The organism is Lysobacter sp. HA35, from assembly GCF_054061195.1.
Genome location: NZ_JBSSDY010000001.1, coordinates 2,992,290 through 3,017,323 on the forward strand (window position 1 = coordinate 2,992,290; position 25,034 = coordinate 3,017,323).

22 protein-coding genes are annotated in these 25,034 nt (G+C 65.0%); 12 read left to right on the top strand and 10 right to left on the bottom strand.

The features are described from left to right. Nucleotides 1–51 precede the first annotated feature (51 nt). Complete coding sequence (locus tag ACVWZN_RS14600; RefSeq protein ID WP_456954437.1) at nucleotides 52–894, top strand: polysaccharide deacetylase family protein; 843 nt, start codon at nucleotides 52–54, stop codon at nucleotides 892–894. A gap of 12 nt (nucleotides 895–906) precedes the next feature. Here ACVWZN_RS14600 and ACVWZN_RS14605 read toward each other — a convergent pair whose 3' ends face one another. From ACVWZN_RS14605 to ACVWZN_RS14615, 3 genes are read right to left on the bottom strand one after another with little or no spacing between them, the layout of a single operon-like run. After that, nucleotides 907–1,605, bottom strand: coding sequence for a methyltransferase domain-containing protein (locus ACVWZN_RS14605; protein WP_456954438.1), 699 nt, complete (start codon nucleotides 1,603–1,605; stop codon nucleotides 907–909). Then, complete coding sequence (locus tag ACVWZN_RS14610) at nucleotides 1,602–2,213, bottom strand: SGNH/GDSL hydrolase family protein (protein WP_456954439.1); 612 nt, start codon at nucleotides 2,211–2,213, stop codon at nucleotides 1,602–1,604. The genes ACVWZN_RS14605 and ACVWZN_RS14610 overlap by 4 nt, the downstream gene beginning before the upstream one ends. Then, nucleotides 2,214–3,458: a pyridoxal phosphate-dependent aminotransferase gene (locus ACVWZN_RS14615; protein ID WP_456954440.1), complete on the bottom strand. Its 1,245-nt coding sequence runs from the start codon at nucleotides 3,456–3,458 to the stop codon at nucleotides 2,214–2,216. A gap of 96 nt (nucleotides 3,459–3,554) precedes the next feature. Between ACVWZN_RS14615 and rsgA the strand changes: the two genes are divergently transcribed. The 4 genes from rsgA (at nucleotide 3,555) to ACVWZN_RS14635 (ending at nucleotide 9,345) form a co-directional block, all read left to right on the top strand. Then, complete coding sequence (rsgA, locus tag ACVWZN_RS14620; RefSeq protein WP_456954441.1) at nucleotides 3,555–4,700, top strand: ribosome small subunit-dependent GTPase A; 1,146 nt, start codon at nucleotides 3,555–3,557, stop codon at nucleotides 4,698–4,700. An 18-nt stretch (nucleotides 4,701–4,718) separates the two neighbouring features. Beyond that, nucleotides 4,719–5,975 (top strand): flavohemoglobin expression-modulating QEGLA motif protein, encoded by a 1,257-nt coding sequence (locus tag ACVWZN_RS14625; protein ID WP_456954442.1) that lies wholly within the window; start codon nucleotides 4,719–4,721, stop codon nucleotides 5,973–5,975. An 84-nt stretch (nucleotides 5,976–6,059) separates the two neighbouring features. Next, complete coding sequence (locus ACVWZN_RS14630) at nucleotides 6,060–8,357, top strand: NADP-dependent malic enzyme (RefSeq protein WP_456954443.1); 2,298 nt, start codon at nucleotides 6,060–6,062, stop codon at nucleotides 8,355–8,357. Nucleotides 8,358–8,361: 4 nt separating this feature from the next. Next, nucleotides 8,362–9,345 carry a glycosyltransferase gene (locus ACVWZN_RS14635; protein ID WP_456954444.1) on the top strand — a complete coding sequence of 328 codons (984 nt, stop codon included), beginning with the start codon at nucleotides 8,362–8,364 and terminating at the stop codon, nucleotides 9,343–9,345. A 3-nt stretch (nucleotides 9,346–9,348) separates the two neighbouring features. On the opposite strand, the gene ACVWZN_RS14640 is transcribed toward ACVWZN_RS14635, so the two are convergent. Beyond that, the gene (locus ACVWZN_RS14640) at nucleotides 9,349–10,182 is read right to left on the bottom strand and encodes a glycosyltransferase family 2 protein (protein ID WP_456954445.1); all 834 of its coding nucleotides are present in this window, start codon (nucleotides 10,180–10,182) and stop codon (nucleotides 9,349–9,351) included. Nucleotides 10,183–10,268: 86 nt separating this feature from the next. Between ACVWZN_RS14640 and ACVWZN_RS14645 the strand changes: the two genes are divergently transcribed. After that, nucleotides 10,269–11,033 (top strand): class I SAM-dependent methyltransferase, encoded by a 765-nt coding sequence (locus tag ACVWZN_RS14645; protein WP_456954446.1) that lies wholly within the window; start codon nucleotides 10,269–10,271, stop codon nucleotides 11,031–11,033. A 104-nt stretch (nucleotides 11,034–11,137) separates the two neighbouring features. Here the strand turns inward: ACVWZN_RS14645 and ACVWZN_RS14650 are convergent, their stop codons facing one another. From ACVWZN_RS14650 to ACVWZN_RS14660, 3 genes are all read right to left on the bottom strand, one after another. Beyond that, nucleotides 11,138–12,232, bottom strand: a complete 1,095-nt coding sequence (locus tag ACVWZN_RS14650) for a S41 family peptidase (protein WP_456954447.1) — start codon at nucleotides 12,230–12,232, stop codon at nucleotides 11,138–11,140. Nucleotides 12,233–12,313: 81 nt separating this feature from the next. Then, nucleotides 12,314–13,924 (bottom strand): M56 family metallopeptidase, encoded by a 1,611-nt coding sequence (locus ACVWZN_RS14655; RefSeq protein ID WP_456954448.1) that lies wholly within the window; start codon nucleotides 13,922–13,924, stop codon nucleotides 12,314–12,316. After that, a complete protein-coding gene (locus ACVWZN_RS14660; RefSeq protein ID WP_027083945.1) occupies nucleotides 13,924–14,310 on the bottom strand; it encodes a BlaI/MecI/CopY family transcriptional regulator in 387 nt (128 codons plus the stop codon). The genes ACVWZN_RS14655 and ACVWZN_RS14660 overlap by 1 nt, the downstream gene beginning before the upstream one ends. A gap of 284 nt (nucleotides 14,311–14,594) precedes the next feature. On the opposite strand from ACVWZN_RS14660, the gene aceE reads away from it, so the two are divergent. Together aceE and ACVWZN_RS14670 are read left to right on the top strand one after the other, a co-directional pair. Further along, nucleotides 14,595–17,264 carry a pyruvate dehydrogenase (acetyl-transferring), homodimeric type gene (gene aceE, locus ACVWZN_RS14665; protein WP_456954783.1) on the top strand — a complete coding sequence of 890 codons (2,670 nt, stop codon included), beginning with the start codon at nucleotides 14,595–14,597 and terminating at the stop codon, nucleotides 17,262–17,264. 225 nt (nucleotides 17,265–17,489) lie between these two features. Next, the gene (locus ACVWZN_RS14670) at nucleotides 17,490–18,710 is read left to right on the top strand and encodes a phospholipase D family protein (protein WP_456954449.1); all 1,221 of its coding nucleotides are present in this window, start codon (nucleotides 17,490–17,492) and stop codon (nucleotides 18,708–18,710) included. Here ACVWZN_RS14670 and ACVWZN_RS14675 read toward each other — a convergent pair. Beyond that, the gene (locus ACVWZN_RS14675; RefSeq protein WP_456954450.1) at nucleotides 18,707–20,356 is read right to left on the bottom strand and encodes an N-6 DNA methylase; all 1,650 of its coding nucleotides are present in this window, start codon (nucleotides 20,354–20,356) and stop codon (nucleotides 18,707–18,709) included. The two genes, ACVWZN_RS14670 and ACVWZN_RS14675, sit on opposite strands and share 4 nt — an antisense overlap. Beyond that, nucleotides 20,353–20,550, bottom strand: coding sequence for a ribbon-helix-helix domain-containing protein (locus tag ACVWZN_RS14680; protein WP_456954451.1), 198 nt, complete (start codon nucleotides 20,548–20,550; stop codon nucleotides 20,353–20,355). The genes ACVWZN_RS14675 and ACVWZN_RS14680 overlap by 4 nt, the downstream gene beginning before the upstream one ends. A gap of 302 nt (nucleotides 20,551–20,852) precedes the next feature. Here ACVWZN_RS14680 and ACVWZN_RS14685 point away from each other — a divergent pair, with 302 nt between their 5' ends. Further along, nucleotides 20,853–21,068, top strand: coding sequence for a hypothetical protein (locus tag ACVWZN_RS14685; RefSeq protein WP_456954452.1), 216 nt, complete (start codon nucleotides 20,853–20,855; stop codon nucleotides 21,066–21,068). A 124-nt stretch (nucleotides 21,069–21,192) separates the two neighbouring features. Continuing rightward, on the top strand, nucleotides 21,193–21,987 hold the full coding sequence (locus tag ACVWZN_RS14690) for an ankyrin repeat domain-containing protein (RefSeq protein WP_456954453.1): 795 nt from the start codon (nucleotides 21,193–21,195) through the stop codon (nucleotides 21,985–21,987). A 155-nt stretch (nucleotides 21,988–22,142) separates the two neighbouring features. On the opposite strand, the gene ACVWZN_RS14695 is transcribed toward ACVWZN_RS14690, so the two are convergent. Next, the gene (locus ACVWZN_RS14695) at nucleotides 22,143–23,063 is read right to left on the bottom strand and encodes a hypothetical protein (protein WP_456954454.1); all 921 of its coding nucleotides are present in this window, start codon (nucleotides 23,061–23,063) and stop codon (nucleotides 22,143–22,145) included. 308 nt (nucleotides 23,064–23,371) lie between these two features. Between ACVWZN_RS14695 and ACVWZN_RS14700 the strand changes: the two genes are divergently transcribed. Both ACVWZN_RS14700 and ACVWZN_RS14705 read left to right on the top strand, forming a co-directional pair. Then, nucleotides 23,372–24,373, top strand: coding sequence for an LLM class flavin-dependent oxidoreductase (locus tag ACVWZN_RS14700; protein ID WP_456954455.1), 1,002 nt, complete (start codon nucleotides 23,372–23,374; stop codon nucleotides 24,371–24,373). Between the two features lie 182 nt (nucleotides 24,374–24,555). Next, nucleotides 24,556–25,017, top strand: a complete 462-nt coding sequence (locus ACVWZN_RS14705; RefSeq protein WP_456954456.1) for a lysozyme inhibitor LprI family protein — start codon at nucleotides 24,556–24,558, stop codon at nucleotides 25,015–25,017. Nucleotides 25,018–25,034 lie beyond the last annotated feature (17 nt).

A 25,034-nucleotide genomic window follows, 5' to 3' on the forward strand; every position in this document is an offset into this window, starting at 1 on the left:
GGCCCCGCAAGGGGCCGTTTTTTATGGCCGGTTCGGGTAGGCTCACGCTCGATGACCGCGTCCGGCCCCGTTGCCCACCACCAACCGCCGCGCCACCCGCAGGTGTGGTGGATGACGCTGCTTGCGGCGCATGTGCTCGCATTCGCGCTGTGGTGGCACTACGGCTGGCACGTGGCGCTGCCGCTGCTGATCGCGTCGCACCTGGCGCTCGTTTGGGGGACGTTGCGGCCCGATTCGCGGCTGTTCGGCCCGGCGCTCACGCGGATGGACACCGATGACCGCCTGCTCTGGCTGACGATCGATGACGGCCCGTCCGAGGAGACGCCAGCCGTGCTCGACCTGCTCGATGCGCACCGCGCGCGCGCGACGTTTTTCCTGGTCGGCGAACGCGCGCGTCGTCATCCGGAGCTGGTGCGCGAGATCGTTCGGCGCGGGCATGACGTCGGCAATCACAGCGACTCGCATCCGACTGCACGCTTCTGGGCGCTCGGTCCGCGCGAGATGCGCAACGAAATCGAGCGCGCACAGGCGACGCTGACCGAGATCACCGGCACGACGCCCGTGTGGTTCCGCGCCGTCGTCGGCATGGCGAACCCTTTCGTGTTCGCACCGCTGCAGAAATTAGGACTCGCGCGCGTTGCGTGGACCGCGCGCGGCTTCGACGGCGCGGTGTCCGATCCGCAGCGCGTGGTGTCGCGCGTCGAACGCCAACTCGGCCCCGGCGTGATCGTGCTTGCACACGAAGGCGCGCCGCACGGTCGCAACGTCGAGACGCTGGCGCTGATGTTGCGTCGTTTCGACGAACTGGGTTATCGCTGCGTGCTGCCGGTGCCTGCGTTTCCGACGCGCGGCCCCAAGTTGCCGGCTGCCGAGTCGACGACCTTCGTCGACTGACGCGTTACTCGATCAGTCGCGCGATGCGACGATCTGCCAGTTGTTGAACGGCGTATTGCCGTTGAGTGGCGTGACCGCGTAACGAAGCCCTGCGGCATCGAGGCGATCGCGCAGCAGTGCTTCGCTCGGATAGCGTCGCGGCGCTGAATACATCCAGCCCGCGAATGCGGCGAACGTGTCGAACGCCTTGCTCGCACGAGCACGCCAGCCGGGTGTTTCCAGGCCGCTGCGAATGAACAGGCGCCCGCCCGGCGCGATCATCGACGACGCAGCATCGAGCACGCGGATCTGCGCGGGCGTATCGATGTACTGCAGCACGTCGAGCAACGCGACGCTGCCCGAATGCTCCGGCATGACGTTGGCGAGGTCGACCGCATCGAAGCTGACGTCGCGCAGGCCGACCCGTTCGGCGACGCGGCGCGCGTGCGCGATCTTGCCGGCATCGATATCGACGCCGCGATACGGAAGATGCACGAGGTCCTCGCGCAGCGTGTGTGCGAGCAGGCCGAGCCCGCAGCCGAGGTCGAGCAGCGGCGCGGTCGTGCCGCGCAGGGCGTTCGCCACCGCCGGATACAGCGGATCGCTGCCGAGCTTGGTGCGCGTGTAGTAATAATTCCAGCGATTGCCGAGCGCGTGCTCGGGCAGGAACGCCGTCGCGATCGAACGCGCGCGCGAGCCATCGAGCGGACGACCCTCGACTACCGCACTCATGCGGCGTCGCCGACTAGGCGATGCGCAACCGGCAATGCGGCCTCGACCCATCGCGCATACATCGCGCCGGATGGATGCAGCCCGTCGGCGACCAGCATGGCGTCGCTGTCGGCGCCATCACGGCCGATCGGCGTGATGTCGACGAAGGCGATGCCTCGGGATTCGCACATCGTTCGCGCGACGTCGTTGAACTCGTCGATCTCGCGCGCGACGGTCGCGCTGTCGCGGCCTTCGTTGCGCGCGAATCGCGTCGCGCCCCAATCGGGAATCGACAGCATCATCAGGCGATCGACGCGGCCGCCGGCGAGCGCGGTCGCGGTGTCGAGCAGGCCGCCGAGTTCGATCCGGTAGTCGCTCGCACTGCGGTTGCGGTACTGGTCGTTGACGCCGATGCCGAGCGTCACGAAGTCGAACGCGCCCAGCGGTTGTGCCGCGGCGATGCCGGCAGCGAGTTCATCGGTCGTCCAGCCGGTGGTGGCGATGACGCGGGGCTCGTCGAGGTCGATGCCACCGTCGCGAAGCGCGTTCGCGAGTTGCACCGGCCAGCGCTCGTTCGCGTCGACGCCTTCACCGCAGGTGTAGCTGTCGCCCAACGCGAGGTAGCGCACTCAGGCGACCTGCGCGCGCGACGCTACCGATTGCGCGCGGCGCTCGAGCACGCGGTCGACGCGCACGAACACTTCGCGCAGCTGGTCCGGTTCCGGCAGCAGCGTCACGCGGAAATGGTCGCGGTCGCGCATGTTGAAGCTCGTGCCCGGCACGATCAGCACGCCTTCGGTTTCGAGCATTTCGAGCGCGAACGCCTGGTCGTCGAAACCGATCGCGGCATCGCCGACGACCTGCGGAAAGCCGTACAGCGCGCCACCCGGCGTGCTCATGCGCAGGTGCGGACTCGTCGCGATCGTTTCGACCACGGCGCGTCGCGCCTCGTACAGGCGTCCGCCCGGTGCGGTGAGCGCGTGGATGGTCGACGCGCCCGACAGCGCGGCTTCGATCGCGAACTGGCCCGGCACGTTCGCGCACAGGCGCAGCGCACCAAGCAGGTCCATCGCGTGGTGGAAGTCGCCGACCGCGAGCGGGTCGCCGCTCAGCACCGCCCAGCCGATCCGCCAGCCACAAGCGCGATACACCTTCGACAGGCCGCCGAACGACAGGCAGGGCACGTCCCCGGCCAGCGGCGCGAGCGGTTGGAACGTCGCGCCGTCGTAAAGAATTTCGTCGTAGATCTCGTCCGACATCAGCAGCAGCTTGTGCTCGGCTGCGATCGCAACGATGCGTTCGAGCAGCTCGCGCGGATACACCGCGCCGGTCGGGTTGTTCGGGTTGATCACCACGATCGCGCGCGTGCGCGGGGTGACCAGGCGCTCGATCTCGTCGGGATCGGGCAGGAAGCCGTTTTCGGGCGCGCAGGTGTAGTGCACCGCGCAGCCGTCATTGAGGATGGTCGCCGCGGTCCACAGCGGGTAGTCGGGCGAGGGCACCAGCACTTCGTCGCCAGGGTTCAGCAACGCACGCAGCGACAGGTCGATCAGCTCGCTGACACCGTTGCCGATGAACACGCGCTCGGGCGACGCATTCGGCGTGCCGCGACGGCGATGGAAGTCGGCCAGCGCCTCGCGCGCGGCGGGCAGGCCCTGCTGGTGCGTGTACGGGTCGGTCTGGTCGATGCGGTCGGCGATCGCGCGCTGCAGGTGCTCGGGTGCCCGGAAACCGAAGGCGCCCGGGTTGCCGATGTTGAGCTTGATGAGCTTGCGGCCCTGGGCCTCCAGCTCGCGCGCTCGCCGTGCCAGTTCGCCCCGGATTTCGTAGCGGACTTCGGAAAGGCGGTCGCGGGTCTTGAGGACGTGGGACATGGAAGCGGCAGCAGGACGCGGAAAATGGCGGCCAGCCTACCGGAAAACCGGACGAGCCCGCCGGGTACGGGCGCCCGGTCTGGCTAGAATCGGCGCATGCCCGCATCCCCGACCGCCACACCGTTCGACACCGACGTCCTCGCGCGCATCGGCTGGCCCGGCGACGCCGATCGCCCGCCCGAGTGGACCGCGATGCTCGCCGAGCAGCCGCAGGCACGGCCGGTGCGGGTCGTCGAACAGCACCGCACCGGTTACGTGGTCGCCGCAGGGCCGGGCGAGGGCGAAGGCCACGGCGTCGAATCGCTGCCGGATTGGGCGCGCCCGGCTGGTTACCGCGCCGGCCGCACCGATCCCACCGACCGCCCCGGCGTCGGCGACTGGCTGCTGATCGAAGGCGAGGGCGCGTCGGCCAAGGCGGTCGCGCTGCTGCCGCGGCGGTCAGCCATCAAGCGTGCGGCGGCCGGCGAGCACTACAAGCAGCAGCTGATCGCGGCCAATGTCGACGTCGCCTTCGTGGTGTCCGGGCTCGATGGTGATTTCAATCCGCGCCGGATCGAGCGCTACCTGCTGCTGGTACATGGCGGCGGCGTCGAGCCGGTGATCGTGCTGACCAAGGCCGACGTGGCCGGCGCGGCGACGATCGCGGAGGCCCGCGAGGCGCTGGCGGACGTGGTCGAAGGCGAGGTCGAGATTGTCGTAGTGAACGCGCGCGACGCGGCGAGCGTGGCGCAGCTCGACCGCTGGGTCGGGCCCGGGCGCACCGCGGTTCTAGTGGGCAGCTCCGGCGCCGGCAAGTCGACGCTGACCAATTCGCTGCTCGGCATCGAGCGCATGAAGACCGCCAGCGTGCGCGAGAACGATTCGCGCGGCCGCCACACCACCACGCACCGCGCGCTGATCCCGCTGCCGCAGGGCGGCTGCCTGATCGATACGCCCGGCATGCGCGAGCTCAAGCCGACCGGCGAAGAAGCGGTCGCCGACACCTTCATCGACGTCGAAACTCTGGCCGCGCAATGCCGCTTCCGGGACTGCCTGCACGAAGCCGAGCCCGGTTGCGCCGTGCGTGCCGCGATCGCATCGGGCGAACTCGACGCACAGCGCCTCGCGCACTATCGAAAGCTGGCGGGCGAAGTCGCGGGCGCGGCAGAACGCCTCGCCACGCGGCAACAGCAGAAGACCGACTCCAAGCCCGGCGGCCGACCGTCCGGGCGGCGCCCGGACACGCGCGGCAGTCGCCGCTAGATGGGCGTCACTAAGCCGATGACACCCGACATCGCGCACCACGCGGCGCTGGACGCACGCATGGTGCGCGTCGCCCGCGACATCCGCGTGCTCGCGCTGGTCAGCTGGCCCGCAGACGAGGAAGCCAAATTCCTCGCTGCCTACGCCGCCGGCACCGCGAAGCCGCCGGTCATCGAGTATCCGAAAAGCGATTTCCGCGCGGGGCGTGCCGAACTCGAAGCGATCGTGCGCGAGGCCGATCCGCAGCATCCGCTGGGCCAGTACCTGATCGATTCGGCGCGCAGCTGGAAGATCGCCGCGCTGATGTGCGAGTCACTGGGCACTGCCGATGTACTCGCGCATTCCAAGGAGTTGTACGGCACGCCGAACGAGGCGCTGCCGGGCAATGGCCCGACCGCGCGCGAGGCCGCGCAGCACTTCATCTCGATCGCTGATGAACTCGACGCCGGCCTGCTGTCGCCGTCGGAGACGATCAGCATTTCGGCGACGGCGCTTCGGCTGCAGTTGCAGAACGACCTCGACGATTTCTTCAATCGCCGCGTCATCGAAGTCGAACTCGACCCCGACCTGATCGCGAAAGCCGCGGCCGGTGCCACGCGCATCCGCCTGCGTGCGAGCGCGAACTTCAGCCAGTACGACCGCGAGCAGCTGCTGAATCACGAAGCCTTCGTGCATTCGATCACCGCGCTCAACGGGCGCGAGCAACCGGTGCTGCCGAGCCTGTCGCTGTCGTCGCCGCGCACCACCGCGACGCAGGAAGGCCTCGCGACCTTCGCCGAGCAGATCACCGGCAGCATCGACATCGGCCGCATGAAGCGCATCTCGCTGCGCATCGAAGCCGTCGCACGGGCGCTCGACGGCGCCGACTTCATCGAGATCTTCCGGTTCTTCCTCGATTCCGGCCAGACGGAGCAGGAAAGCTTCGCGTCGGCGCAGCGCATCTTCCGTGGCGTGCCCACCACCGGCGGTCACGCATTCACCAAGGACACCGTCTACGTGCGCGGCCTGGTCGGCGTGCATACGTTCTTCCGCTGGGCGCTGCGCAACCGCAAGCTGCCGCTGTGCCGCTACCTGTTCGCGGGGAAGATGACGCTGGCCGACGTGCAGCGCTTCGAGCCGCTGTTCGAGTCCGGCGCGCTGCTGCCACCACACTGGATGCCGCCGTGGCTGACGCGCATCAATGGCCTGGCCGGCATGCTCGCGTTCTCGCTGTTCGCCAACCGCATCCGGCTCGACAGCATCGCCGACGAAGGCGGCTTCATGCTCGATTTCTGACGCCGGACGCGGCTGAACCGGGCTGTCTCCGAAGCGGCCGATCGTGGCGGGTAGAATCGAGGGCCCGTCCTGTCCCGCGACCCGATGACCCAGAGCACCAGCGACGATCTGAAGCAGGCCGCCCTCGAGTACCACCGCATCGACCCGCCCGGGAAGATCAAGGTCTCGCCGACCAAGCCGCTCGTCACCCAGCGCGACCTGGCGCTGGCGTACTCGCCCGGCGTGGCCTACGCCTGCGAGGCGATCGTTGCCGATCCGAATGCCGCCTCCGAGCTCACCGCGCGCGGGAACCTGGTCGCGGTCATCTCCAACGGCACTGCCGTGCTCGGCCTCGGCGACATCGGCCCGCTGGCCGGCAAGCCGGTGATGGAAGGCAAGGGCGTGCTTTTCCAGAAGTTCGCCGGCATCGACGTGTTCGACATCGAAGTCGACGAGCGCGATCCGGACAGGCTGGTCGACATCATCGCCTCGCTCGAACCGACCTTCGGCGGCATCAACCTCGAGGACATCAAGGCGCCGGAATGCTTCATCGTCGAGCGCAAGCTGCGCGAGCGGATGAACATCCCGGTCTTCCACGACGACCAGCACGGCACCGCGATCATCGTCGGCGCGGCCATCTACAACGCGCTCGAAGTCGTGGGCAAGAAGATCGAGGACGTGAAGCTCGCCACTGCGGGCGCGGGTGCTGCGGGCATCGCCTGCCTCGACATGCTGGTTGCGCTCGGCATGAAGCCCGAGAACATCCTGGCGGTCGATCGCGACGGCGTGCTGTACACCGGCCGCGATCATCTCGATCCCGACAAGGCGCGCTACGCACGCGACACCGACAAGCGCACGCTCGCCGACATCATGGTCGGCGCGGACATCTTCCTTGGCCTGTCGGCCGGCGGCGTGCTCAAGCCGGAGATGGTCGCGACGATGGCGGACAAGCCGATCATCCTCGCGCTCGCCAATCCGTATCCGGAAATCCTTCCGGAAGACGCGAAGAAGGTGCGGCCCGACTGCATCATCGCCACCGGTCGTTCTGACTATCCGAACCAGGTCAACAACGCGCTCTGCTTCCCGTACATCTTCCGCGGCGCGCTCGATGTCGGCGCCACCGAAATCAATGAGGCGATGAAGCTCGCCTGCGTGCGTGCGATCGCGAAACTCGCGCGCATGGAGTCGTCCGACCTCGGCAGCGCGTACGGCGGCGACGTGCCGAAGTTCGGCGCCGAATACCTGATCCCGCGTCCGTTCGATCCGCGCCTTCTGGTGATGCTCGCACCGGCCGTCGCGCAGGCCGCAATGGATTCGGGCATGGCCAAGCGCCCGATCACCGACATGCGCGCCTACGAGGAAAAGCTCGGCCAGTTCATCTACCGCACCGGCCTCATCATGAAGCCGGTGTACGACCGCGCGCGCAGCGACCTCAAGCGCGTCGTCTATGCGGAAGGCGAAGAAGAGAACGTGCTGCGCGCCGTGCAGACGGTGATCGACGAGGAGCTCGCCAAGCCGATCCTCATCGGCCGTCCCGACGTCATCCAGACGCGCATCGAACGCCTCGGCCTGCGCATGCGTCCGGGCGTCGATTTCGAACTGACCAACATCAATTCGGATCCGCGCTTCGACAGCTACTGGCAGCAGTACCACGCCCTCACCGAGCGTCGCGGCGTGACGCCGGCCGCGGCGAAGAACCTGCTGCGCTCGCGCCCGACGCTGATCTCCGCGCTGATGGTCGAGCGCGGCGAAGCGGACGCGATGATCTGCGGCGTCGTCGGCCGATTCCATAAGAAGCTCGGCTACCTGCGCAGCGTGTTCAACTTCGATCGCGGCGTGACCGGTACCGCGGCGATGACGGCAGTCATCAATAACCTCGGCACCTGGTTCTTCCTCGACACGCACGTGCAGCTCGACCCGTGCGCCGAGCAGATCGCCGAAGCCACGCTGCAGGCGACGTATCGCCTCAAGCTGTTCGGCATCGAGCCGAAGGTCGCGCTGCTGTCGCACAGCAACTTCGGCAGCCACGACAACGCCTCGGCGCACAAGATGGCGAAGGTGCGCGAGATCCTGCTCGAGCGCGCGCCCAAGCTCGAGATCGAAGGCGAGATGCAGGCCGACACCGCATGGGACGACGAACTGCGCGTGCGCATGTTCCCGAACTCCCGCCTGCGCGGCCGCGCCAACCTGTTCGTGATGCCCAATCTCGACGCCGCCAACATCGTCTACAACATGGTGCGCGTCATGACCGACGGCGTCGCCATCGGCCCGATCCTGATGGGCCTCGACAAACCCGCACACATCCTGACGCCCGCATCCACCCCGCGCCGCATCGTTAACATGACGGCGATCGCGGCGGTGGATGCGCAGATTCGAGCGGCTCAAGGTGTGAGACGCAGTTGACCGTATGGACGCTCGCGACCGCCCGCCGCGAGTAAGTGTCCTGTTGTTGACGTGGCGCGATCGCGACTACATCGACGACGCGCTTGATGGCGCACTCGCGCAGACCGTTCCATGCGAAATCGTCGTGTCCAACGATGCGTCCGACGACGGCACGTACGAACGCATTGTCGAGCGACTGGCCGGTTACGCTGGGCCGCATCGGATCAGGGTGCGCTGCAACGTCGACAACGTCGGTGTTGCAGCGCATGTCAACGCTGCAATGGAATGTACATCCGGCGAGATCATCGTGATGATGGCCGGCGACGACGTATCGAAGCGCGACCGTATCGCGCGGCTGTTGTCTCTATTTGATGCCGACCCGACCGTGGCAGCAATCGATTCCGATTACGAGGCGATCGATGCGGAGGGGCGCTCGATCGAGCACCGCATGCATGCTGGTCGCGACCGGTTCGGTCTCGACTACATCCGCGGCGCTGGGCGACTGGTGGGGCTGCTCGGCGCGTCGCTGGCCTTCCGACGGGAGGTCTTCGATCATTTCGGGCCGCTGCGTGGGCCGATCGAGGACAACGCCCTCGCCCTGCGCGCGGCTCTTCTCGGTGACTGCGTCCATATGCGCGAGCGTTTGATCCGCTATCGCCAGCACGCTGGTAGCGTCAGTAGCACCGTGTTCGCACGTGCGGAGTCCAAGCATGTCGCGCGGCGGAAACGTTACGAGCGGACGATCGCGTTCTATCGGGGCACGGCCGACGATTTCGAACACAGCATCGAATGCATGCCGGAGCTGCCGGCGGATCGCCGACGTATCGCCTTGTCCATCGTTGACGCCTACCGAATTGAAGCCGACGCGCGCGAAGCTTTGCTGCAGTCGCCTCGGCGTGCGTGGTTAGGACCGATCTGGCGCGGCTTGCGTCACCCCGGATTGCGTCGCAAGAGCGTCGAGCGCGCCTTAAAGCTCGTGCTGCCGCGGCGACTCATCGGCTTGCGGTGAAAATCAGTCGATCGCTGCGACTGCGCCTGTCGGAAGATGTGTATCCACGCCGCGTGTGCAGCGGATTCGACGTTCGCGACGTGCGGCCTCGAGGAGCGCGTCGTTAGGCGTCTCGATCCTCGCGCTCGACGGGTCGGCGGCGGTCGGGCGGCGCGTGTCATGCCACAGATGGATCGCCAGGCCTGCGTAACGCAGGTCGCGCTGTTCGACGCCTGCATGGCCGAGCCGTGTCGCAAGGTCGTCGTCCTCCCGACCCCACCCTTCGTACGCCTCGTCGAAACCGTTCACGTGCAATAGATCGTCACGCCAGACGCCCAGATTGCAGCTCATCACGACGCCACGGCCGCGTCCCCGTGCCCTTCGTCGCGCAACCCAGTTGGACCGGAACGCGTGCTCGCGCTTCAGTTCACCGTGCAGGTCTTCGGCGAAGGGCATGAATGGTGAAAAGCGCGGCGTGCCACCGCTCAGAAGCCGTCTTGACTCATCAGGCGATGCATTCAGCCGACCGCCTTGGAGGAACGTGCCACGTCGCGCGTGACGCAGGTGATCGGCGACGAAGTGTGGATGCAACACCATGTCGCCATCGACAAAAATCACGTAGTCGCCGGTGCTGCGTGCAATTCCTAGATTGCGCACGCGCGCCGCACGAAAGCCCGAGTCTTCCTGCCAGACATGCACGAGACTGATCGGGTAGTCGACTGCCAGTTCGCGGACGAGTTCACCGGTTTCGTTGCGAGAACCGTCGTCCGCGACGATCACCTCCCTCGGCAACTGTGACTGCCTCGCAATGCTGCGCAGTCCCGCGGCCAGCGCGTCCTTCCAGTTATAGGTCGTCATGACCAGGCTCGCGGTCGCCATTGCAGCTGTACCGACGGAACGGGAGGCCAGTCTATACACTGCAGCGGTCCCGCATAGGCACCCCTATGGCCCCGTCCGACGAGCTGACCGATGTCGCGCGCGAGCGTGCACGCAATTTCCGGGACATGTTCGGCGGCAGCGACGTGGGCGCCCACTATCGCGGGATTCCGATTTTCGCAGCACCGGGCTTGCACGAGGCGGCGGCCGAACGGCTGGCTTCGGTGCTGCCACCATCCGCGGCGCGCAGCGTGCTCGAGCTGGGGGCAGGCGGCGGCGCACTGAGCGAACGCTTGAGCGACGCCGGCTATCGGATGACGGCGAGCGACCTGTTTGCCGAGCGCTTCGCGCCCCACGATCGCGTAGCGTTCCACGTTCTGGATCTGAATCGCGACTTCGCGGCGGCGCTCGGGCATACCTTCGATGCGGTCATGGCTCTGGAGCTGATCGAACATCTGGAAAACCCGCATCACTTCCTTCGCCAGTGTTACGACCTGATCGCGCCTGGCGGATACCTCGTGCTCTCGACGCCGAACCTCGCCAATCCGGTATCGCAGGCGCTATTCCTGCGTACCGGCCAATTTCAATGGTTTGATGCCGACGACTATCGCGAACAGGGACACATCTCGCCTATTGCACCCATCGGCGTCCAGCGCTGTGCGGCGGAAGCAGGCTTCATGTGCGTGTATGAGGGCAGCGTGTCCGACCCGTTCCGCATGCTGCGTCGTCCCCGGCGCCGGCGTTGGAACGCGAGGCTCGTCAGCTTGCTGTCGCGAACGCCGCCTCATCTTCGCGGCGAGGTGTATCTGACCGTGCTTCGCCGAACGACGTAGAGCCTCGGTGTTGTAGCTTCGTACCCGCATCATTCGGCCCGACCAGATCGCTGTGCAGCGATCTGACCGCATGCTTTGCCTTAACGCCTTAACGCCTTAACGCCTTAACGCCCTAACGCGTGTGCCGGCGAGTCGATGTTCTGGCTCTTCACCGCAGCGAGCGCGTTCAGCAGTTCCGCCTTCCGCTCGGGATCCGTCGTTTTCGACGCCAGGTCGCTGAGGATCGTCGCGTGCGCGACCTTTTGCGCATCGGCCGCAGGCACGGCGATATCCGGCTTGACGCCGCCATGCTCCCAGTTCGTCTTGGTGACCGGATTGATCGATCGCCCGTTCGGGATGAATGCCGCGAACCCGTGCGTCAGTGAATACCCTTCGCCGGGATTCGCGCCACCGCCGGTGACCTCGCCGACGAGCGTCGCGCGTTTCTGCGTCTGCAGGTCGTACGCGGCTTCTTCGCCGCCGGAGAACGTGCGCTTGGACGTCAGCACGTAGATGGGCTTGTCGTAGCGAACGCTCACGGCGGGGTTCGTCCAGTACTGCCGCGTCGAATTCTCCGGGCGGTTGTAGATGTCGTTCAGGTGGCGAAGATCGCCTTCCGCAAAGAAATGGCTCAACAGGTGGGCGACGCCGTCGGGCTCGCCGCCGCCGTTGCGACGAAGGTCGAGGATGAGTGCGTCCGTGCCGGTCAACAGCTTCATTGCCGAGGTGACCGCGTCCCCCACGAACTCGGCGGGCGGAAAACCGCGCACGTCCATGTACCCGACGTTGCCCGGCAAGCGACGCACGGTCTCGATTCCGTAACCGAAGTTCGCCACGTCCTTGCGCATGCGCTCGGCGTCCTCGTGGCTTGGCACGGCGTGCGAGTCCCGCGCGTGTTCGCCGAACTCGGGTTCGTACTTGACCTGGAAGTGCAGGTCATGGCCCATCGTTCGCAGGTCATCGCCCAACGCTTTCGAAAACGCTTCGGCATCGGTCGCCTTCGCGTAGCCGCCGCCCGCGTCCTTGGCACGCAGCGACTTCGCGACCTTCGTCGCGACATCGGGAAACACATAGTTCGATTGCAACTGGCGTGCGAGTTCCGCGACGACGGCATGTTGCGTGCTGGCGTCGACGGGCACCGGTGGATGCTCCTGTGCGAACGCGGGCGCCTGCGCGACAACGAGCAGCACGGCGAGGCTCAAACGATTTCGGTGGTTCATCGGGATAACGTCCTGTTGTTGTGTTGCACTTGACTACTAGTTGGTTAATACGAACGATTTAGTACTTGCCGACAAAAAAACTCAGCGCGCAGGGCCCTGCAGTTCGATCGTCTTCGTCGACCAGGTGCCGCGCTTGAGTTCGGCGTCGACATGCACGGTGGCGCGACCCTTGGGCCCGGTCAGGTCGAAACGTACGTCGGCATCGCCATCGGCTTTTGGATCCGCGTGGACGAAGGTGCGGCCGTTCGACGACGACGTCGTTGCCTCATTGGCATCGATATCGATGCGTCCCTGCACGGCCTTCGATGCCATGGCTACAGGCGTGCCGAGCCGAGCGATCACGCCGGGGTCGGCGGCGACGAGGCGAACGAGCGACTGGAACTCGGCGCTGTCGGAAATCTCCGGCGGCGGAGGCGGCGGGGGCGGGAGCGGCGGCATCGCGGCCATGGGTGGCAGCGGCGGCGGCGGGGGCGGAGGCGGCACGCCCACTGCGACCATGTCATCGGCCCAGCGACGCACACCGGCGTCCACCGGCTGCGGCGTTCCATCGCGCTTGAACACTTCGGTCACGTATCCGTTCGCGTCGACGTCGACGCGGTAATAGCGGTCGCCATCGATGCCGTGCGCCGAGACCTCGCGCATGTCGCCGGGGCGCAGCGGGCCGTCGGTGGTGGAACGGATGCGCACGCCGGGGCGAGTGTTGCCGGCGATGCCGAGCTGCGCCACCAGCACGGTGCCGGTGATGAGCACGACGGCGATGCCGGCGCGGGTACCCCAGCGTCCGCGCGAGGGCGGGCCTGAGATCAGTCGGGTGATGCGTTGCATGAGCGAGCCTCCATGGGCTGCGAGTACCAGGCGCGGGGCGGGTTGCCGCTGGCGCTCGAGTTGCGCGAGCGCCTCGGCCAGGGCGATGGCGTCCCCGCACGCCGTCACCGCGAGATCGTCACAGGCGTGTTCGCGCTCGATCCGGATACGCCGGCCAAGCCACCACGCCGCGGGATGGAAGAACAGCAGCGATTCGACGACGCACTGCAGCCCGTTCCACAGCCAGTCCATGCGCGCGACATGCGCGAGTTCGTGCGCCAGCAGCGCTTCGACCTGTTCGCGCGGCAGCTGCGTGATCAGTGACAGCGGCAGCCAGATGACGGGACGGAACAGCCGCGCGGTGAACGGCCCGACCACATCCTTCGACAGGCGCACCGACACATCGCGACCGATGCGCATCGCCGCGCACAGACTGTCGACGCGACGCTGCCAGTCCGCGGGCAGTCGTTCGAAGGGCTGCTTCTCCAGCGACGCCACCAGGCGCCAGCCGCCGAGGTGTCGCAGCAACATCGCGGCCACGCCGGTGAGCCACAGCAGCGTCAGCACGATCGCGAGCGGGCTCGACTGATGTTCGATCACGCGCCCCGCCTGGATGACCTGCGGCGCGGCAACCGCCGTCAGCGATCCGCTATCGGTCACCGTCGCCGGCACGTGCCACAGTTGCGGAAAGCTCGACACCGGCGCGATCACCATCGCCAGCAGGAAACCCATCGCCGCCGCATGCCGCAGCGATGCGCTCGACCGCGACATCGCCGCCAGCACCGCCCAGGCGATCACACCCAGCAGCGCGTCCTGCCACAACGCGTGCAGCAGCGCCGATGCCAGCGCAGGTGCGATACCGAACTGCAGGGCGGCGAGCGATTGCATCAGCCTTTCCGCTTCGCCTTGGCCTGCGCGATGAGCCGCGAGATCTCGTCGAGCTCCTCGGGCGTGGCGACGTCGTCATCGATCGCGCGTTGCACCAGCGTCAGCGCGGAACCCGAGAACGCGCGACGCATCAGGTCCTTCAGCAGATTGGTCTGCACCACGGGCTCCGCCATCAGCGACAGATAGGTGTGGCTGCGCTCGGATTCGTCGCGGCGCACCAGGCCCTTGTCGGCCATGATCGTGAGCATCTTCAGCACCGTGGTGTAGGCGGTGTCCTTGCCTTTCGACAGCTCGGCATGCACCTCGCGCACGGTCATCGGCTCGCGGCGCGACCACAGCACGCGCAGGATCGCCAGCTCGCCTTCGGTGGGATTGGGTATCGACATCGGCGCCTCTCGGTGTGTACGCCGCTATTAGTACTACAGCGTTAGTAGACGTCAACCGCCACTCGTCGGGATGCCCGACGAACCCACGGAAGCGACAACGGCCGGCCCCGACGCCACGTCGAAACATGCGCCGCCGTACGTCCCAAGCATTCGATTTCAGTGCGAACTGCTGCTGAGAGCCGCATGAAACGCCACTGCTAGAATCGACCCTTCCCCTGTACACACTTGAGCGGCCAAGGGGCCGTGGACGAATGATCGGCAATCTTTCCAGCGCCATTTCCGAAATGCTGCACGACGATCCGGACCCGGCCGAGAGCCGCGAATGGCTCGAGTCGATTTCCGCCGTCATCGACCGCTCGGGCCCCGAGCGCGCCCACCAGCTGCTGGAAGGCATGGTCGAGGTCACGCGCCGCGCCGGTGCGCACCTGCCGTTCAACCCCACCACCGAATACATCAACACCATTCCGCCGCACCTCGAGGCCAAGAGCCCCGGCGACGCCGCGATGGAATGGCGCATCCGCTCGATCCTGCGCTGGAACGCGATGGCGATGGTCGTGCGCGCCAACCGCAAGCCGGGTGAGCTCGGCGGCCACATCGCATCGTTCGCGTCGAGCGCGACGCTGTACGACGTCGGCTTCAATCATTTCTGGCGCGCGCCAAGCGCCGATCACCCGGGCGACGTCATCGCCGTGCAGGGCCACAGCTCGCCGGGCATGTACGCGCGCAGCTTCCTCGAAGGCCGCATCACCGAAGACCAGATCGACAACTTCCGCATGGAAGTCGACGGCCGCGGCGTCAGCTCGTATCCGCATCCGTGGCTGATGCCCGACTACTGGCAGCTGCCCACCGTGTCGATGGGCCTCGGCCCCATCGCCGCCATCTACCAGGCACGCAACTGGAAGTACCTCGAAGGCCGCGGGCTGATCCCGAAGTCCGACCGCAAGGTCTGGTGCTTCCTCGGCGACGGTGAAACCGACGAGCCGGAAAGCCTGGGCGCGATCAGCGTCGCCGGCCGCGAAGGCCTCGACAACCTCGTCTTCGTCGTCAACTGCAACCTGCAGCGCCTCGACGGCCCCGTGCGCGGCAACGGCAAGATCATCCAGGAACTGGAAGGCCAGTTCCGCGGCGCCGGCTGGAACGTCGTCAAGCTCGTCTGGGGCAGCTACTGGGATCCGCTGCTCGCGCGCGACACCACCGGCAAGCTGCGCCAGCTGATGATGGAAACCGTCGACGGCGAATACCAGAACTGCAAGGCGTTCGGCGGCAAGTACACGCGCGACAACTTCTTCGGCAAGTATCCGGAAACCGCGCAGCTGGTCGCATCGATGTCCGACGACGATATCTGGCGCCTCAACCGCGGCGGCCACGATCCGCACAAGGTGTACGCCGCGTACGACCTCGCGGTGAAGACGAAGGGCATGCCCACCGTCATCCTCGCCAAGACGGTGAAGGGCTACGGCATGGGCGCGGCGGGCGAAGCGCTCAACCCCACGCACAACACCAAGAAGCTCGACGACGAATCGGTGCGCGCCTACCGCGACCGCTTCCAGGTGCCGATCACCGACAAGCAGCTCGAAGGCGGCACGGTGCCGTTCTACCACCCGGGCAAGGATTCGCCGGAAGTCGAGTACATGCTCGAGCGTCGCCGCGCGCTCGGCGGTTTCCTGCCGCAGCGTCGCACCAAGGCCACGCAGTCGCTCGAAGCGCCCAAGCTCGAAGTCTTCGACCGCCTGCTCAAGAGCACGGGCGATCGCGAGATCTCCACCACCATGTCGTTCGTGCAGGCGCTCAACATCATCCTGCGCGACAAGCAGGTCGGCCCGCGCTGCGTGCCCATCGTCGCCGACGAAGCGCGCACCTTCGGCATGGAAGGCCTGTTCCGACAGCTCGGCATCTACGCGCCGCAGGGCCAGAAGTACAAGCCGGTCGATCGCGACCAGCTCATGTACTACCGCGAAGACGCCGCCGGCCAGGTGCTGGAGGAAGGCATCACCGAAGCCGGTGCGTTCTCCAGCTGGATGGCCTCGGCCACCAGCTATTCCACGAACGACCTGCAGATGCTGCCGTTCTACATCTTCTATTCGATGTTCGGCTTCCAGCGCATCGGCGACAGTGCGTGGCAGGCGGCGGACATGCGTGCGCGTGGCTTCCTGCTCGGCGCAACGGCGGGACGCACCACGCTCAACGGCGAAGGCCTGCAGCACGAGGACGGCAACAGCCACCTCATCTCGTCGATGATCCCCAGCTGCCGCAGCTACGACCCCACGTTCGGCTACGAGGTCGCCGTCATCCTGCAGCACGGCATGCACCGCATGCTCAACGAGCAGCACGACGAGTACTACTACCTCACCCTGATGAACGAGAACTACGCCCACCCGGACATGCCGGAAGGCGCGGCCGACGGCATCATCAAGGGCATGTACCTGCTGCAGGGCGGCGCCAAGCCCAAGAAGGGCGAGAACCGCGTGCAGCTGATGGGTTCGGGCACCATCCTTCGCGAAGTCATCGCCGCCGCCGAGCTGCTCGACAAGGATTTCGGGGTCACCGCTGACATCTGGTCCTGCCCCAGCTTCACCGAGCTGGCACGCGATGGCGTCGATGCCGAACGCTGGAACCGCCTGCACCCCGAAGACACGCAGCGCGTTCCGTACATCACCTCGCTACTGCAGGGCCGCCCCGGCCCCGCGATTGCCGCGACCGACTACGTGCGCAACTTCGCCAACCAGGTCCGCGAATACGTACCGATGCGCTACACCGTGCTCGGCACCGACGGCTTCGGCCGCAGCGACACCCGCGACAACCTGCGTCGCCACTTCGAAGTCGATCGCTTCCACATCGCGCAGGCAGCGATCGCTGCGCTGGCGGCGGAGGGGAAGATGACGGGGAAGGATGTGGCGCGGGCGATCAAGCAGTACAAGCTGGATGTGGAAAAGCCAAATCCGTTAGTCATTTGAGCTCGGAGTAGGCGACGTGGATTTCGCACGGCCGGAGCTGCAGGTTCGCGCGCTGCGGCGCGGGTCGCCTATCCCCTTTTTCTTAATTGAGGCGTTGTGAACGTGGATGGCCACCCGGAGGGGTGGCTTTTTTAATGCCTAATTGCCTAGTCGAGCCCGCAGCGGCCGGTGAAGGCAAAAACCTGACGCAGCCAAGGCACGTCCCTAATCGGTTGGTGAGTAAACATGGCGAACAAGCGCTTCATCCTTCAGGGCTTCACTGCCCACACGTATAAAGCGGCAATCGGCGACCTCTTCAACGTGGAGGACGTTCAGCGCGTCATTGTCAGCGTGGCGTTTGCGAATCTCGGCGGTGTGGAGCTGCTGGAAGAGAGGCTGCGAGCGCATAAAGAAAAGACGACGGCGTTCGTTGGCATTCGCAACGACATTACGACCGTACAGGGCGCGAAGCGTCTTTTCGATTCAGGCGTGACGTTGTACACCGTTGACACGGGAACGCGACGCGTGATCTTTCACCCCAAGATCTACCTAGTACGCGGTGCGCAGCACGCGAGAATGATCGTGGGCAGCGCGAATCTGACTCCGGGAGGACTGAATAACAACATCGAGGCCGGCATCGTGGTTGAGTGCAACCTCAGTAACGAGGCTGATCGCACTCTTGTTGAAAGCATTGAAGCAAGTTTCGACGCAGCCCAAGCTGCGCATCCCAACAACATCACTCGGATCACGACGGCGGCCCAGCTCGATGCGCAGTATAAGACCGGCTTGCTGCTCGACGAGATGGCTGCGTCGCCTCCCCGGCCATCTAGTTCCGGAACGTCTCCGTCCAACGACACTACTCCCCGCATCAAGCTAGAAGTCTCGCCGATCTTCAGCTCGATATCTGCGGCTAAGCGTGCCGCCAAAAAGGCGGTGGCCAAGCCGGCGGCTAAACCGACGACCAAGCCAGCAGCGAAGGCCCAAGTTGCTTCGAGTAAGCCGGACGAAGAGCGGGCGCTGACAGAGGGCGTTGAGCTTGAGCTGGTCTGGCAGAGCAAAGAGCTAACGCGTCGGGATCTTGATGTTCCAGTTGAAGGGCGCAATACGAACCGAACCGGGTCTATAAATTTAGACAAAGGCCTGTTGCCGGAACAGGTTGATCACCGCCACTACTTCCGTGATGAGGTATTCGACGCGTTGAACTGGTCGTCTAGCTCGTCTACGGTCGATGAGGCCTTCGCGAGGTTCCAGCTTGTGGTGCGAGGCGTCGACTATGGCGCATTCGATTTGCGCATTGCGCATACCACGAGTATCAACACCCGCAGCTATGAACAGCGCAACGCCATGACGCGCCTGAGTTGGGGCCTCGCCCGCGACCACGTGGCCAACCAAACGTTAATCGGCGGCCACCTGGCGCTCTACCGGGATAAGGCCAACCCTAAACGGTTCGTGCTGGAACTCGACTAGACGCTTTGGCTCAGCACTTCGCTGGAAGTCCGATGCCGCCTGTTCCGGAGCCGCTTCCACCCATTTAAGACGATGTCTTGTTTAGCAATGGAAAGCCCCAGCCCGCCCAAAACGTCACGGGAGTTGGCCCGAAGCACGACGTCGGCCGACTCAGTCCGCACATTCGTGTCTAGATTCTTGATGCTGATTGTGACCTTGCTCGGCAGCGGGATCAGCAGCTTTTCGATTTCGCTCGGCACTAATTCCAGCACACCCCCGCCGTAGTGCCTCCCTTCTAGTTCGGCACTGAGCGCTGTCAGGCTGTTTATGAAACACGAAACGAGCTTGTTGGCGGGCGTGCCATTTAACGTACGGATACGATAGGCAGTGTCGGTGGTGTACGCGCCTACCTTGTTGAGGATCAGGCGCGGCAGGTCGTGAGAGCGCTTGAGCATGCCGATCTCGGTCGAATAGACCGAAGGAACGGCGAACCAAGGAGAGCGGATGCGGCACTTGAAGCGCGTGTGAAGCGCTTCCTCCTCGCCCGCTTCGATGTAGCTCCGCGATTTCTTATAGCGCAGCGGCTCCTCGTCGGGAAACCACAGGAAGTTGGTCGGCTTGCCCACCTCGGCGTTGGTCTGGTGCTGCTGCTTGTCATAGATAACGCCTGGGCAATGCTCGCTGCGCCCGAACATTGGGTGGGCCCAACGCTCAAGGCCGTGCGCCGCCACAACGTCGTCGGTGACCAAGAAAAACTTGTTGGCACCGGTCACTATGCCGACCTTTACATCTGCGACATCAGAGAAGCGGTGGACTTCGTGATGTTCAGCCAACTCGTCGAACAGGTCGCGAGTCCCCTTGTCTAGCAAGGCACGAGTCCACTTGCCAGCAACCGTCTTGCCATTGATAGATTGCGGGGTCGCGAAGACCGCGGAAGGCCCGACGCGAAGGAATTCTCGGTCCGTGACCTCGTAGATCCCTAGGCCTTCGGCTTTCCCATCCTTCCGCTTCTCGGCCATCAGTAGGACGGCACCTTGCAAAGTTCCGTCGAACCAAAGCTTCTCGGGATCGACAATAACGAGGCGGCTGCACTCCTCGCCCAAATACGAGCGCAATGATTGCGCATGCATCACATGGATGATCTCCGCCGGCACTACCATGGCCAACCGACCGCCGGGCCGCAACATCCGCATGCTGGCTAGGATGAAAGGCACCCAAGCGTTCGTGTGCTTAGTGAATGGCAGACTCAAGTTACGGAAAACCTGTTCCGCTTTCTGCTGGAACGGCTGCGGCAAATACTGATAACGCACGAAAGGCGGATTGCCAACCACGGCGTCGAAGGTACCCTCCTCCTTGCCGGTCATTTCCAGCGACCACGTCAAGAAGTCAGTCGAATGGATCTTGCTGGCCCGCAGACCGACTTGCTCAGCACGTCGCTTAGCCTTTGACGCCTCAACGTCGTCAAGTTCAATAGCGGTGACCGCCAAGCTTTCAGGAGCTCCTGCTTTTCGCAGCGCACCAAGGAACACGCCGTCGCCACAACTAGGCTCCAAGATCCGTTTTGGATCTATTTCCAAAACCCATTTGCACAGAAATGCGGCCAAATCGTCTGGCGTGTAGTAGCCACCCCGCAACTTCTGGGCGGACTCGTTCTCTATGAAGTTCATGGCAGTTCGCTACCGAGCAACGGCCATCGATCGGCGACATATTTTTCGGCCGCATCCCGAATGACCCAAGCGACCGAAACTTTCTTCTGTTTCGCGATGCCCCGCAGTGTTGCGCAAACATCGGGCGGAAGACTCGCCGTAATGCGTACCGCACGGGGCTTGCCAGCGGGTTTGCGTCCTCTCCTTGCAGGCATAGTTCGGAACCTGAATTAGGTGCATCACTCTACATCACTTCTCTGCGGCGTTTTGATCCGCCTGTGCTGAGTAGCCTGTCCGAGGGCGGAATCAATGGCTGAGATTCCTGCGAAATGAGGCAGGGTAGGCGCACATGACTGTCTGCTGCTTCCACATGGTTCTGCTCCGGAATAGGGGTCAGGTTCCATCCCGGTCGCGCTGAAGCCGCGGATTCCGGCTCACGACCTGGTGCCACGTCATTGATGGCGTCTTCGACCCCGCGCGCGATGTCTGAAGCGTCGTGGTTGGTGTCCCACGCGCCTTGCGCGACGTCGCCTACCTCATCCACGAGGTGATGAGCGCTTCCTGTGAGGTCAGGAACGTCAGCGATGACGTCGCCGACGTCGAGCCTGAGGTCGCCGACGTCACGCGTGACGCATCGGGCGCCGTGAATGACGTTCGGAACCTGACAGATGACGTTATTGACGTCATGGATGGAACGAGTGGCCTTGGTGGAGGTCGGCGTTCCATCGGCTGACGTCCACGACGCAGACAGGAGGAAATGGGGTCAGGTTCCATTTCCATCGTGGGTACCGAAGCAGCGGTCAGAGTGGACTTTCCGCAAATAGATGCAGTAACGAGTTCACAGAGGCACGAAACCAATGAGTACCAGAGACAACGAAGTTCCGAAGCGTCGCGAATCCGTGCCGACGCCCTGGCCTCCCCTTCTCGAGAAGGGTGACCCGAACGTGTGGGGTAGGGCGCACACGACGATCCTGCTGAAGGCCGTGGAGCGCAACGACGTGGAGCTCGTCACGCGGATTCTGGCGAGCGAGCTCTGGTCGTCGAAGGAAGGCGGGTTCGCGTACTTGCCTGCGGTCATCCCTCTCGCCCATTCGGGAGCCATGGTGCGCGTGCTGGCACAGCACGGCGCCGATATCGAGGCGGCCGACCGCGATGGTCAGACGTGCTTCGTCCGCATGACGGCCAATGACGGGCGCGCCAAGGACCGGGTAGGCACCGTTCGAGCCTTGCTCGAGTCAGGCTTGAAGGTGAGAACCACCGACAGCGCGGAACAGTGGCAGGGCTGGTCGCGCATCCGCGCACTGCGCAGCGATCTACCGGGCTGGCAGGAGCTGGGCGACATGTTCCTTGCTGCGGGTGAGGACATCAACGCAACCATTGGCGAGCCGAAGCGCTACGGGACGGCTTTGCACCAGGCGGTCAGGAACTGCGATAAGCCGTTGGTTGCGTGGCTTCTGAAGAATGGAGCGGATACGCAGAAGAAAGACAGCGAAGGGCGGATCCCCGCCAACATCATCCACGAGCGCCGCCGTAGCGGCCTGGCGACGAATCTCGTCGGATCGTTCAAGCAGGACACCGCAGACATCGAAGCGATGTTGAACAAGCACGAGTACGACAGGACACACGGGCCAAAAGGGAACGCACGTAGTTGATACGCCGACGAAAGATGGGTCTTCGACTGCTAGCAGGGGTCAGACTCAGGAGAAATGGGGTCAGGTTCCATTTCCTCCCTACGCGCTGTAAGTGGAGGGGCAACTCGGCAGTGGGCCAGATTCGGTTTGAACGGCTAGGTACCTCGTGCCCTCCTTCAGCGTGCGGTCCCAGCTTTCTCCTTTTCCTTTAGCGAGTCCCTGTACTCGTCTCTGTAGGCCGCAGGCAAATAGGTGTCGTTGATCCCGATTGCCGGATGCAAAACGCGGCGCACGAAATACGGCATCGGCTCGACGTCCTGCAGAGGGTGGCACTCACGCGCGGCGTACCAATTCGTATAGCCGGGGTTGCCGGGCACAAACGTCGAGTTGAAGGTGCGCCTGGCGCCTAGAACTTTGCCGGTTTCCTTGTCGACGATCAGGTATTCGCCACCGGCGATCCCGAATTCGCGATCGCGCAAGCGCCGCACTCCTCGCCAGGTGTACAGATAGCGTGCAGTGATACGTTCAATGTGCGTGTGCCGAACGACGTACGGAACTTCCAAGATTCCACCGTCACTGGGACGCCAATTTCCGGAGATGCCATGCTCGAATTCCGGATCAGGGGCCGGGCTGCGCTCGACACGGTAATACGCGTTGCTCGCGGGTTCCTGGTACTCAACAAACGCGTAGATGCCTGAGAGAGGCTGTACGTAGTCCTGAAGTCCGCCGCCGAACTCCTTTCGCAACTGATTGTCGTCGCTCAACCATCCATAACCGGTTGGTTCTTCCGCAGCGTACCTGTCTCGGTTGAAAGGCGAGCGCTCCATGTTGGGCCGCGGCCGCAACACTTGGAATCCTTCCACGCCTTCAGCGGCCTTCGCGATCACCTCCGCATCTTCGGTCCCGCAAAGATGTTCGAAGTACTGCTGTGCGACTGATTTTCCGCCGTAGCCTTCGACAAGGCGGGCGGCACGAAAATCGAACGGCGCCGGTCTCGGCATTCCTGCAGGCAGAGCCAGCGCGTACGAATACTCGTACGCAGCCCTTTCAATAGGGTTGGTAGGAACCTGCCATGCCTGTTCGGCCGGGAGCTCCATCAACGGATTGCATTCCGTGTGCGCGAGGCACCAAAGGTGGCCCCGCCAGACGTATGCCGACGCTGCAGCGCCAAGCGCGAGGAGCGTCAGTCCTAGAGCCCATCCCCACCGCTTCGGTCCATGTTTGCCGTGTCGTCCGTCGCGCAGATCGTTGCTATGCATCGCCCGCATTCTGCCTGAGCGGTCTGCCCGAACCGTGGCCCCAGATGTTTCGGCCGCGACCGGTTCAAACGCACCAATCCACAGCCGTTGACCCAAGCCTCCGCCCGCATGTGGACACTGTCCGCAGGTCACCTCATCGAGCGTCCATGATTCCTCTTTCCGTTCTCGACCTGGCGCCCGTGGGGGAGGGTCGCGACGTCGCGCAGGCGTTCGCGCACATGCGCGATCTGGCGCGACATGCCGAGCAGCTCGGGTACCGCCGCTACTGGCTCGCCGAACACCACAACATGCCGGGGATCGCCAGCGCGGCCACCGCGGTGCTGATCGGGCACGTGGCGGGCGCGACGTCGACGATCCGCGTGGGCGCGGGCGGCGTGATGCTGCCGAACCATGCGCCGCTGCAGGTCGCCGAGCAGTTCGGCACGCTTGCGACGCTCTACCCGGGCCGCATCGATCTCGGCCTGGGGCGCGCGCCGGGCACGGACCAGCCGGCGACGCGCGCGCTGCGCCGCTATTACGCGGGTGCGGACGAGTTCCCGACCGACGTCGCGGAGTTGCTGGGCTACTTCGAGCCGGTGCAGCCGGGGCAGCTCGTGCAGGCGGTGCCCGGAAGCGGCGTGGAGGTCGAGCCGTGGATCCTCGGGTCGAGCCTGTTCGGCGCGCAGCTCGCGGCACGCCTCGGCCTGCGCTACGCCTTCGCCTCGCACTTCGCGCCCGCCGCGCTTGAGGACGCGTTGCACGTCTACCGCGCGCGCTTCGAGCCATCGGCAACGCTCGCATCGCCGCACGTGATGCTGGCGATCAACATCGTCTGCGCCGATACCGACGCAGAAGCGCGACGCCTGTTCACCACGCAGCAGCAGGCGTTCGTGAACCTGCGTCGCGGACGACCGGGCCTCGTGCCACCGCCGCTGGCATCGGCCGAAGAACTCGACACGTTCTGCAGCCCAATGGAGAAGGCCGGCATCGCGCAGGCGCTCGCATGCTCGGCTGTCGGTTCACCCGCTACGGTCGCCGCGTGGGTGAACGCGTTCGTCGAACGCCATCAACCCGACGAACTGATCGTGACCGCGAACATCCATGACACCGATGCACGGCTGCGGTCGTATGCGTTGGCGATGGAGGCGTTGAGGGGGCTGACGTCCTGACGGCAGAGGCGGGCTGCCGGGGCACGCCATCCAATCGTCTCCGCGGCTGATGAGCGCGCTCGGATTGCCGAGTTAACCGGCGGTGGCGATACTGGAGGTCCGCACCAGGATGGCGCCGCGACGGATGAGGACGATTCCGTGGACTCGCCGACTGGCACTGCTTAGCCACTCGGAACGCCTTCATGAAGCGCACGCTATTTTTTCTTGGCCTCGCGATGCTCGCAGGCTGCAACGCCGCCACGCCGCCCGACCGCCAGCCTCCGGCGGCACCTGTCTCGTCAGAGGCTCCGCGAGCCACCGTCGAGCCGGCGCCGTCGCGGGAGTCAACAGCCGTGCTGGGGCTGCGCCCGCAGTACCAGAAATGTGTGGATGACGCCGCCGGCGTAGTGCCGGACACGCAAGCGTGCATCGGCACCGAATTCACCTATCAGGAACAGCGCTTGAAGTCCGCGCTAGAGCGGAAGCTTCACGGCGCGGATGCCGCTGATGCCATGGCAACCAGCGACGCGCAAGATGCATGGCGAAAAGCCATCGACGCGCGGTGTACTTGGAATGGCGCCGAAGAAGGCCAAGGTCAGCGAATCGAAGCGAACGCCTGTGAACTCGAAGCCATTGCGGCGCGAGCGGACGAACTTAGCCGGTAGTGCGGCCACACTCTGTC

What these genes read in the sequence shown, in the direction of transcription:
- ACVWZN_RS14700 (WP_456954455.1), top strand. Translation starts at nt 23,372, where the DNA reads ATGATTCCTCTTTCCGTTCTCGACCTGGCGCCCGTGGGGGAGGGTCGC.
- ACVWZN_RS14675 (WP_456954450.1), bottom strand. Translation starts at nt 20,356, where the DNA reads ATGAACTTCATAGAGAACGAGTCCGCCCAGAAGTTGCGGGGTGGCTAC.
- ACVWZN_RS14635 (WP_456954444.1), top strand. Translation starts at nt 8,362, where the DNA reads ATGGACGCTCGCGACCGCCCGCCGCGAGTAAGTGTCCTGTTGTTGACG.
- rsgA (WP_456954441.1), top strand. Translation starts at nt 3,555, where the DNA reads ATGCCCGCATCCCCGACCGCCACACCGTTCGACACCGACGTCCTCGCG.
- ACVWZN_RS14630 (WP_456954443.1), top strand. Translation starts at nt 6,060, where the DNA reads ATGACCCAGAGCACCAGCGACGATCTGAAGCAGGCCGCCCTCGAGTAC.
- ACVWZN_RS14640 (WP_456954445.1), bottom strand. Translation starts at nt 10,182, where the DNA reads ATGACGACCTATAACTGGAAGGACGCGCTGGCCGCGGGACTGCGCAGC.
- aceE (WP_456954783.1), top strand. Translation starts at nt 14,595, where the DNA reads ATGCTGCACGACGATCCGGACCCGGCCGAGAGCCGCGAATGGCTCGAG.
- ACVWZN_RS14600 (WP_456954437.1), top strand. Translation starts at nt 52, where the DNA reads ATGACCGCGTCCGGCCCCGTTGCCCACCACCAACCGCCGCGCCACCCG.
- ACVWZN_RS14605 (WP_456954438.1), bottom strand. Translation starts at nt 1,605, where the DNA reads ATGAGTGCGGTAGTCGAGGGTCGTCCGCTCGATGGCTCGCGCGCGCGT.
- ACVWZN_RS14615 (WP_456954440.1), bottom strand. Translation starts at nt 3,458, where the DNA reads ATGTCCCACGTCCTCAAGACCCGCGACCGCCTTTCCGAAGTCCGCTAC.
- ACVWZN_RS14660 (WP_027083945.1), bottom strand. Translation starts at nt 14,310, where the DNA reads ATGTCGATACCCAATCCCACCGAAGGCGAGCTGGCGATCCTGCGCGTG.
- ACVWZN_RS14645 (WP_456954446.1), top strand. Translation starts at nt 10,269, where the DNA reads ATGGCCCCGTCCGACGAGCTGACCGATGTCGCGCGCGAGCGTGCACGC.
- ACVWZN_RS14650 (WP_456954447.1), bottom strand. Translation starts at nt 12,232, where the DNA reads ATGAACCACCGAAATCGTTTGAGCCTCGCCGTGCTGCTCGTTGTCGCG.
- ACVWZN_RS14680 (WP_456954451.1), bottom strand. Translation starts at nt 20,550, where the DNA reads ATGCCTGCAAGGAGAGGACGCAAACCCGCTGGCAAGCCCCGTGCGGTA.
- ACVWZN_RS14625 (WP_456954442.1), top strand. Translation starts at nt 4,719, where the DNA reads ATGACACCCGACATCGCGCACCACGCGGCGCTGGACGCACGCATGGTG.
- ACVWZN_RS14690 (WP_456954453.1), top strand. Translation starts at nt 21,193, where the DNA reads ATGAGTACCAGAGACAACGAAGTTCCGAAGCGTCGCGAATCCGTGCCG.
- ACVWZN_RS14695 (WP_456954454.1), bottom strand. Translation starts at nt 23,063, where the DNA reads ATGGAGCTCCCGGCCGAACAGGCATGGCAGGTTCCTACCAACCCTATT.
- ACVWZN_RS14655 (WP_456954448.1), bottom strand. Translation starts at nt 13,924, where the DNA reads ATGCAATCGCTCGCCGCCCTGCAGTTCGGTATCGCACCTGCGCTGGCA.
- ACVWZN_RS14670 (WP_456954449.1), top strand. Translation starts at nt 17,490, where the DNA reads ATGGCGAACAAGCGCTTCATCCTTCAGGGCTTCACTGCCCACACGTAT.
- ACVWZN_RS14705 (WP_456954456.1), top strand. Translation starts at nt 24,556, where the DNA reads ATGAAGCGCACGCTATTTTTTCTTGGCCTCGCGATGCTCGCAGGCTGC.